The 7,844-nt window shown below is 67.3% G+C and carries 9 protein-coding genes; all 9 read right to left on the bottom strand.

Translation table 11 applies throughout. The features are described 5' to 3' along the window. Window positions 1–101: 101 nt before the first annotated feature. Window positions 102–1,646 carry a histidine ammonia-lyase gene (gene hutH / locus FFS12_RS11620; RefSeq protein ID WP_137886959.1) on the bottom strand — a complete coding sequence of 515 codons (1,545 nt, stop codon included), beginning with the start codon at window positions 1,644–1,646 and terminating at the stop codon, window positions 102–104. Continuing rightward, window positions 1,627–2,559 carry a glycosyl transferase gene (locus FFS12_RS11615; RefSeq protein WP_137886958.1) on the bottom strand — a complete coding sequence of 311 codons (933 nt, stop codon included), beginning with the start codon at window positions 2,557–2,559 and terminating at the stop codon, window positions 1,627–1,629. The genes hutH and FFS12_RS11615 overlap by 20 nt, the downstream gene beginning before the upstream one ends. After that, window positions 2,556–3,272: a glycosyltransferase family 2 protein gene (locus FFS12_RS11610; RefSeq protein ID WP_137886957.1), complete on the bottom strand. Its 717-nt coding sequence runs from the start codon at window positions 3,270–3,272 to the stop codon at window positions 2,556–2,558. The genes FFS12_RS11615 and FFS12_RS11610 overlap by 4 nt, the downstream gene beginning before the upstream one ends. Before the next feature lie 148 nt (window positions 3,273–3,420). Continuing rightward, the gene (locus FFS12_RS11605) at window positions 3,421–5,178 is read right to left on the bottom strand and encodes an acyl-CoA synthetase family protein (protein WP_137886956.1); all 1,758 of its coding nucleotides are present in this window, start codon (window positions 5,176–5,178) and stop codon (window positions 3,421–3,423) included. Next, the gene (locus tag FFS12_RS11600) at window positions 5,175–5,729 is read right to left on the bottom strand and encodes a hypothetical protein (RefSeq protein ID WP_137886955.1); all 555 of its coding nucleotides are present in this window, start codon (window positions 5,727–5,729) and stop codon (window positions 5,175–5,177) included. Before FFS12_RS11600 ends, FFS12_RS11605 begins: the two co-directional genes overlap by 4 nt. After that, entirely contained in the window at window positions 5,726–5,983 is a 258-nt protein-coding gene (locus FFS12_RS11595) for an acyl carrier protein (protein WP_137818671.1), read from the bottom strand. The genes FFS12_RS11600 and FFS12_RS11595 overlap by 4 nt, the downstream gene beginning before the upstream one ends. A gap of 12 nt (window positions 5,984–5,995) precedes the next feature. Next, entirely contained in the window at window positions 5,996–6,256 is a 261-nt protein-coding gene (locus FFS12_RS11590; protein ID WP_137818670.1) for a phosphopantetheine-binding protein, read from the bottom strand. Next, the gene (locus tag FFS12_RS11585) at window positions 6,237–7,046 is read right to left on the bottom strand and encodes a 1-acyl-sn-glycerol-3-phosphate acyltransferase (protein WP_137886954.1); all 810 of its coding nucleotides are present in this window, start codon (window positions 7,044–7,046) and stop codon (window positions 6,237–6,239) included. The genes FFS12_RS11590 and FFS12_RS11585 overlap by 20 nt, the downstream gene beginning before the upstream one ends. Beyond that, a complete protein-coding gene (locus FFS12_RS11580; protein ID WP_137886953.1) occupies window positions 7,022–7,747 on the bottom strand; it encodes a beta-ketoacyl synthase chain length factor in 726 nt (241 codons plus the stop codon). The genes FFS12_RS11585 and FFS12_RS11580 overlap by 25 nt, the downstream gene beginning before the upstream one ends. Between the last annotated feature and the right edge of the window lie 97 nt (window positions 7,748–7,844).

The raw sequence follows: 7,844 nt of genomic DNA, 5'->3' as shown, positions 1-7,844 counted from the left end.
GGCTGCGGATGAGCGTCGGCTCCGTAGGGCGTACTCGCGAAGCAGTACGCCAGCGGTTTCGAACGGCGGACTGTTCGCTACGCTCCTGAGTCCGCCCTACGTTATGCATAGAGACTCCAGTGCCGGCTGCGGATGTGCGTCAGGCACAGGCGCAGTTCGGCTTCCAGGGCGCGGTCTTCGATCACCGGCGGGTAGTCCTCGGCCAGTTGTGCGCGCATGCTCGCCAGTGGCGCCGGCAACGGCCGCGCCTCGGCTTCACGGCCACGCAGCCAGACCCCTTGATTGGCGGCGAGCAGGGTGGCGGCGGCGACCTGTTCGCACAGCTCCAGGCTGCGCAGGGCGTCGCGGGCGGCGATGGTGCCCATGCTGACCTTGTCCTGGTTATGACACTCGGTGGAGCGTGAGAACAGGCTGGCCGGCATACCGTTCTTCAGGGCTTCGGCGGTCCAGGCGCTGGCGCCGATCTGCACCGCCTTGAAGCCGTGGTTGAGCATCGCCGTGGCCTTTGGCGCGCCGGAGAGGTTGCTCGGCAGGCCGTGGTTGTAGCGCGAGTCCACCAGCAGGGCGAGTTGCCGGTCGAGCAGGTCGGCGACGTTGGCCACCAGATTCTTCAGGCTGTCCATGGCGAAGGCGATATGCCCGCCGTAGAAGTGCCCGCCGTGCAGCACGCGCTCGGCCTCGGCGTCGATGATCGGGTTGTCGTTGGCGCTGTTCAGCTCGATTTCGATGAACTGCCGCAGCCAACTCAGGCTGTCGGCCAATACGCCCAGCACATGCGGCGCGCAGCGCAGCGAGTAGCGATCCTGCAGGCGGTGCAGTGGCGCGGTCGGCGCGTCGATGGCCAGATCCTGACGCAGCCAGGCGGCGACCCGCATCTGCCCCGGGTGCGGCTTGGCGGCGAACAGGCGCTCGTCGAAATGCTCCGGGTTGCCCTGCAACGCCACCACGTTGAGCGCGGTGATGCGGGTGGCCAGTTGCAGCAGGTAATCGGCGCGGGAATAAGCCAGGCAGGCCAGGCCGGTCATCACCGCGGTGCCGTTCATCAGCGCCAGCGCTTCTTTCGGCCGTAATGTCAGCGGCTGCCAGTCCAGCTCGGCATGCACCTCGGCGGCGCTGCGCACCTGGCCACGCCAGAGCACCTCGCGCTCGCCGGCCAGGGTCGCCGCGACGTAGGACAACGGGGTCAGATCGCCGCTGGCGCCGACCGAACCCTCTTCGGGAATCAGCGGCAGGATGTCGTGGGCGAGAAAGGCCTGCAGCCGCTCCAGCAGCTCGACACGGACCCCGGAAACGCCCTGACACAGCGACTGCAAACGCGCCGCCAGCACCGCGCGGGTGGCGGCCGGTTCGAGCAGCCTGCCCAGGCCGCAGCCGTGAAAGGTGAACAGGTGCCGCGGCAGCGCTTCGACATGCTCCAGCGGCACCGCGACCACGCAGGAGTCGCCGTAGCCGGTGGTGACGCCGTAGATCACCCCTTCCTTGTCCAGCAACGAGTCGAGGAACTGCGCGCCCTTGGCGATGCGTTGGCGGAACGCGCCGTCGCCTTGCAGCTGGCTCGGGCTGTGCTGCCGGGCGAGGCTGACCACCTGCTCGATGCTCAGCGGGCGCTCACCGAAGACTACGGCTTCAGGCTGATGTGTCGTCATGGGTAGTCCAGAAAGGGAAGAAGTTGAACCATTGTTGCGGCGCTTGCAGGCAGTGATGGCCCAGGCGCTCGGCATAGCGTTGGGCCCAGTGGCGGATCACCTGCTCGCGCTCGCTACGGCGCCATTCGATGCGTTCGGCGAAGGGCTCGAGAATCAGCTGGTAGCGCTGCTCGTGCTTCAGGCAGAACAGCAGATTGATCGGGCATTGCAGCAGTCCGGCCAGCAGCCACGGGCCTTGCGGCAGGTCGGCGGGCTGGCCGAGGAAATCCACCCTGGCGGTGCGTGCGCCGTGCAGCGGCACGCGGTCGCCGGCGATCGCCAGCCACTCGCCGCGCTCCAGGCGCTGGCTCAGTTGCAGCATGATCGCCGGGTCCAGCTCGCTGACCTGGATCAGCCGCAGGTGGCTGGCGCCAGCCTGGCCGAGCAGGCGATTGAACTGTTCGGCGTGCTTGGTATGCACCAGCACGTTCATCTGCACCTGCTCGCCGAGCTCGGCCAGGGCGCGGCAGACCTCGAGGTTACCCAGGTGCGCACCGACCAACATCTGCCCGCGCGAGCCGCGCAGCTGGGCACGCAGGTTGGCCGGGTCGCGGATGTCGATCTGCTCCAGGCGCAGGCGGCCGTTCCAGACGTCGAGCTTGTCCAGCAGGGCGTCGGCGAAGGCCATAAATTGGCCGAAGATCGATCTCAGGGTCGGCCGCAGTTCGCTGCGGCCACTCCAGGCGGCGAGGCGCTGCTGATAGTCCCAGATGCTCAGGCGGGCGCGGCGGCCAAACAGGAAGAAGTACAGGACAATCAGATGCAGCAGCGGGCTGAGCAGCCGCCGCCCGAGGTGGCGCGCGGCCCAGGCGGTGCAGCGCATCAGCAGGAAGCTGCCGCGTTCGCCGTGCCTGGCCCAGTGTTCGCGGTTCATCCGCGCCACCTGCGCCAGAGAATCAGCGGGAAGCGGCAGAGCATGCCGAAAAACAGTTTGGCGTGCATCTTCGAGATCAGCAGGTTGTCCTGCAGCAGGCGGAAATGCGAGACGCCGTCCGCCGGGTAATGCACGCGAACCGGCAGCCAGTGCATCGGCTGATTGCGCCAGCTCAGGCGCACGAGGATTTCCGTGTCGAAGTCCATGCGGGTGCCGACTTGCACCGAGTCGATCAGCGCCAGGGTCGGCGCCAACGGGTAGACGCGAAAGCCGCACATGGAGTCGCGGATGCGCAGCGACAGGCTGTTGATCCAGACCCAGACGTGGGTCGCATAGCGTGCGTACAGGCGGCCCTTGGGCACGCTGGCGTCGTACTGCGGGTAGCCGCAGATCACGGCCTGCGGCGCCTGGCGCGCCTGGGCGAGAAACTGTGGGAGGTTGTGCAGGTCGTGCTGGCCGTCGGCGTCGACCTGCAGGGCATGGCTGAAGCCCAGGTTCGCCGCTGCCCGCAGGCCGGCCATCACCGCGCCGCCTTTACCCTGGTTTTCCGCCAGGCGAACGAGGTGGACCTGCGGCTGCTCGGCGAGTCGATCGAGCACCAGGGCGCAGCTCGGCCGCGAGGCGTCGTCCACCAAGACACAAGGCAGTCCGGCCGCGAGTAGCCGCTGCAGCACCGCGCTCACCGCCTGTTCATGGTTGTACACCGGGATCACCGCGCAGGGGCGAAAACGCCCCTCTCCCTCCGAGAGAGGGGCTGGGGGTGAGGGAAACTCCGAGTCCCTTTGCGCGTCGGTGTTTCCCTCATCCGTCCCTTCGGGCCACCTTCTCCCGGAGGGAGAAGGGATGGGGGCTGCGTTGGGATCAAGCATGCGCGCCTCCCAACAAGATCCTTCCCGAGGAACAGGCCGCCTCGCCATGGCGATAGCTGAAGTACAGCTTGCTGCGTAAAGCGTCGAACCGCAGGCTCAGGTGCAGGCGGTCGCCGGGGCGGGCCAGTTGTTGGAACTTCAGCACTTCCATGCCGGCAAAGCGCGGCGGCAGGCACATCAGTTGCCGGGCCAGGCTCAGTGCCCAATCGATCTGCACCACACCGGGCAGCACCGGGGTTTGCGGGAAGTGCCCGCTGAAGTGCGCCAGATCCAGCGGTACTTCCAGCTCCAGTTGCCACTGGCCGTCTTCTTCGCGCTGGCTGAGCAACTGCGGTTGCAGGGGGCGCGGGGCATAGAGCAACGCGTCCAACTCGGCCTGTGGCAGCTTGCCCTGGGCGTTCAACGGTAGCTGGCGCACCAGTCGCCAGCGGCGCGGCAGGGCCAGCGCGGCACAGTGCTGGCTAAGATGCTGGCGCAGGCTGCCGGTCAACGTGCGCCGGCCCTGATTGCGCAAGGCGTGCAGGCCGGCGTCGCTCAAGGCGATCAGGGCGCCGAGGTAGGCACGATTGTCCTGAACCACCCCGAGGCGCGCTTCCTGTACCCAAGGGTGGCTGGCCAGGGCCTGTTCGAGCATCGGCAGGGAGATGCGGTTTTCTTCCAGCTTGACGATGCGGTCGAGGCGCCCGAGCAGTTCGAAGCGGCCGTCGGCCTCGAGCTTGGCGCCGTCGGCGGTTTGTTCGCTATGCCCGCGGGGCAGGTACGGCGATTCGATGCGCAGCGCGCCTGCGCTATTCAGGCTCAACTGCACGTCGGCGAAGGGTTGCCACAGGCGGGCACCCTGGCGCCAGGCGATGCCGCCGGTTTCCGAACTGCCGAAGATCTCCGTCGGCCACTGGCCGAGGTTCGCCTGCAACTGCTGTGCGGCCGCCAGTGGCAGTGCGCCGCCGGAGGAAAACACCCGACGTACGCGGCGCAACGCCGGCCAGTCGAGGTTGTCGCCCATGCGCTTGAGCAGGGCGGGGCTGGCAACCCAGGCAAAGTCGAGGGCCGTGGAAGCTACTGCGCTTGATGCCGCTGCGTTAAAAACAGGCTCATCTGCGCTCGCTACGCTTCCATAGCCCCCGAGGCTCAGACTGGTGCGTTGCAGGTCTTCCGGGAACGGTTGCGCGTGACGCAGGAACAGCCGCCCGGCGCACAGCGGCCAGAGCACCCGGAACAGCAGGCCGTAGATATGTTGCGCGGCCACGCTGCCGATGATGCAGGCATTGCCCAGCTCGGCGCCCCACAGGCGCTCCAGGGCCTGGACTTCATTGCTTAGCTGGCGCAGGGATTTGTCGATCGGCTTGGGCTCGCCGCTGGAGCCTGAAGTACAGAGGGTCAGGCGGCAGTGCTCAAGATCCAGCAGGGCACCCGGCAGCGGCTCGGCGAGCAGGCTGGCCAGGCTGGCGTCGCCGGGTTGATCGCTCAGCCAGAGGTCGACCTCGGCGTTCAGGCGCTGGCGGGTTTGCGCCTGCAGGTCGGCCGGCAGCAGCACGCTGACCCCGGCACGCCAGGCGCCGAGCAGGGCGATGGCCAGCTCGGCGGCATCCTCCAGGTGCACGGCCAGGCGCCGGACGCCCCGCGCTTGCAAGCCGGCGGCCAGGCGCAGCGCCTGCTCGCGCAGCTCTGCGTGCAGCAGCATGGGCTCCAGCGTGACCGGGCGCGCCGGTTGTTCCGCCAGCAGTAAGCGCTCAAGACCGAGCCAGTTCATGCCAGGCCTCGCACGTGCTGGCGCACCAGCCATTCGCCGGCGAACAGCAGGCCCATCAGCCCGTAGGCAATCAGCCCGGTGTACAGCGCCCACCAGCTCAGCGGCGCCCACAGGGTCAAGGCGCTGGCGAGGGCGCCATTACCGAGGAAGAAGCCGATCCAGACCTTGGTCACCTGGCGGGTATAGCGCACGGCAACTTCCGGCAGTTCCGGCTCACGCAGGCGCGCAATGCGCTCGACCAGCGGCGGGCCGAAGCGCTGGCTAAGGCTGAGGCCGAACAGACACAGGCCAAACAGGCTGATCAGCACCGGATACCAGCGCAGCAGTTCGGGGTTGTCCGCCAGCCCGAGCAGCAGGCAGAACACCAACGCGGCCGCGGCCATCCAGCAGCTGCCGGGGCGCCGCGCATGGCTCAGCAGCCGCGCCAGCCAGAGGCCGCCGAGCAGCAGGGCGAAGACGCGTGGCGACAGGTGCTGCTGGCCGAAATACACCGCAAAGGGGTAGCTCAGGCCGGCCAACAGCAGTACCAGGCCGATCAGTCGGCTCCTCATGCCGCGGGTGCATTGACCAGGCGATACACCGCCTCGACCACGTCACCGACGCTGCGCACCGCCTTGAACTCCTCGGCGGCGAGTTTCTTGCCGGTTTTGCGCTTGATGTGGTCGATCAGGTCGACGGCGTCGATGCTGTCGATTTCCAGGTCCTGATAGAGGTTGGCTTGCAGGTCGATCCGCTCGGGTTCGAGCTCGAACAGTTCCACCAGGGCGTCGCGCAGGGTGCTGAAAATTTCGTCACGGTTTTGCATGCTCGTTCTCTCTCACGCGGCTTGCTGGGCGGTCACGAAGACGGCGAGGCTGGCCACGTTGGTAAAATGCTTGCGGGTATCTTTGGCGTCGGCGTCGATCTTGAAGCCGAAGCGCTTCTGAATCGCCAGGCCCAGCTCCAGGGCGTCGACCGAGTCGAGGCCGAGGCCTTCACCGAACAGGCTCATCTCGGCGTCGATGTCGTCTGGGCCGAGGTCTTCCAGGCCCAGGGCCTCGATGATCAGCGTTTTAATCTCAAGCTGCAGATCGCTCATCTTTGCCGAGCTCCTTAATGAAATGCTGGTGCAAATGCTCGTTGAGCTTGCGTGAGGCCCTGGGCGCGGGGCCCTGTGCGGCGAACAGTTGCGGGTCGATATCCTCGCCGACGCGCAGCTGAAAGTGGAAACGTCGCGACGGAATGCGGTACCAGGGCTCGGCCTTGGTCAGGGTGGTCGGGCTGACGCTGATCACCACCGGGGTGACCAGCGTGGCGCCGCGCAGGGCGATGGCCGCGGCGCCGCGGTGAAATTCCGGGGCTTGGCCGGGCGTGGTGCGGGTGCCTTCGGGGAAGACGATCAGCGTCTGGCCTTGGCGCAGGGCGTCGGCGGCTTCGTCGAGCATGTCCAGGCTGCCGCTGTTGCTGATGTAACACGCGGCGCGGATCGGCCCACGCATGAAGGGATTGTCCCACAGGCTCTGTTTGACCACGCAGTTGGCGTCGCGGATCAGCGCGACCAGTACCACCACATCGATCAGCGACGGGTGATTGGCGATGATCAGCTGACCCGGTCGCCCCAGGCGCTCGGCACCTTCCACTGCAAACGTCAGCACACCGCTGCGATACATGAATTGCACGAACAGCCAGAACAGCCGGCTGATGGTGGCGCGCGCCCGGCGTCGCCGGCTCGGGGCATCGCCCGGCAGCAGCGCCAGCAGCGGGAAAACCAGCACGCGCAGGCACAGGCCGCCGAGGCCGAACAGGGCGAAGCTGGCGCCGGTGGCGAGCAGCCGCCACGGGTAGGGCGCGTTGGCGCGCCGCTTCAGGGCTTGTGTTGCCAGGTCCATGCGCGACTCTTCCAATGATGCTGGCAGTGAGAGTGGTGGCTTAACAGGGTGTGCAGCAGGCTCAGGGCATGCGGCCACTCGGCCGTTGCCGCGGGCGCGGTATTTTCGCCGAGGCTCAGTTGCCAGTCCGTGCCGGGCGTCAGCAACAGGCCAACGGCATAGGGAAAGGGCACGTCGTCGATCCAGGGGGCATAGGCCGCTGGCGGTAGATCCTCGGCAATCACCACCAGCACCGCCGGCGCGCCTGCCGTGAGCAACATGCCGGCTTCGAGGATCGCGTGCTCGAGGCCGTCACCCTCGGCGGCCAATGCGGTCATCTCGCTGGTGTCGCCGCGCAGGATCGACCAGAGGCCAATGATCGCGTTATGCACCGAGAGGCTGAACTGCGTCGGTGAGAGCGGCGTCTGCTCGGCCAGGTCACTCAACAGGGCGAAGGTGCGTGGGGTTTCGCCGTGCCGGGAGGCGAATACCAGTGGCAGCTGCGGCTGCCCTACGCGCGATTCGGCCAGGGGCCAGGCGACGCTGAAGGCCATGCGCGCCAAACGGCTGAGACGGCGGCGTTGCAGGGCGGGGAGAAACGCCACGTCCGGTTGCGCCGCGCCAGCGGCCGGCCGCCACGGCTGCCGAGCCCAGGCTTGCCAGTCGTGCAGGCTCTCTAGTCCGGGGGCCCAGGCGCGCCATTGAGTAATACTGAAATGCATCGGGCGAAGAGCTCTTTTCGGCCCCTGTGGACATTCATGTCGACGAGGGTGATTCCTGAACGACAAAGGCCTTGTCGATAGCGCCATAGCAAAGGGC

The sequence above is a fragment of the Pseudomonas sp. 2FE genome, from assembly GCF_005503735.1.
In the GTDB taxonomy this organism is placed as follows: Bacteria; Pseudomonadota; Gammaproteobacteria; order Pseudomonadales; family Pseudomonadaceae; genus Aquipseudomonas.
Note: the sequence above shows the minus strand (reverse complement) of the source record. Positions and strands in the feature narration are given on the sequence as shown.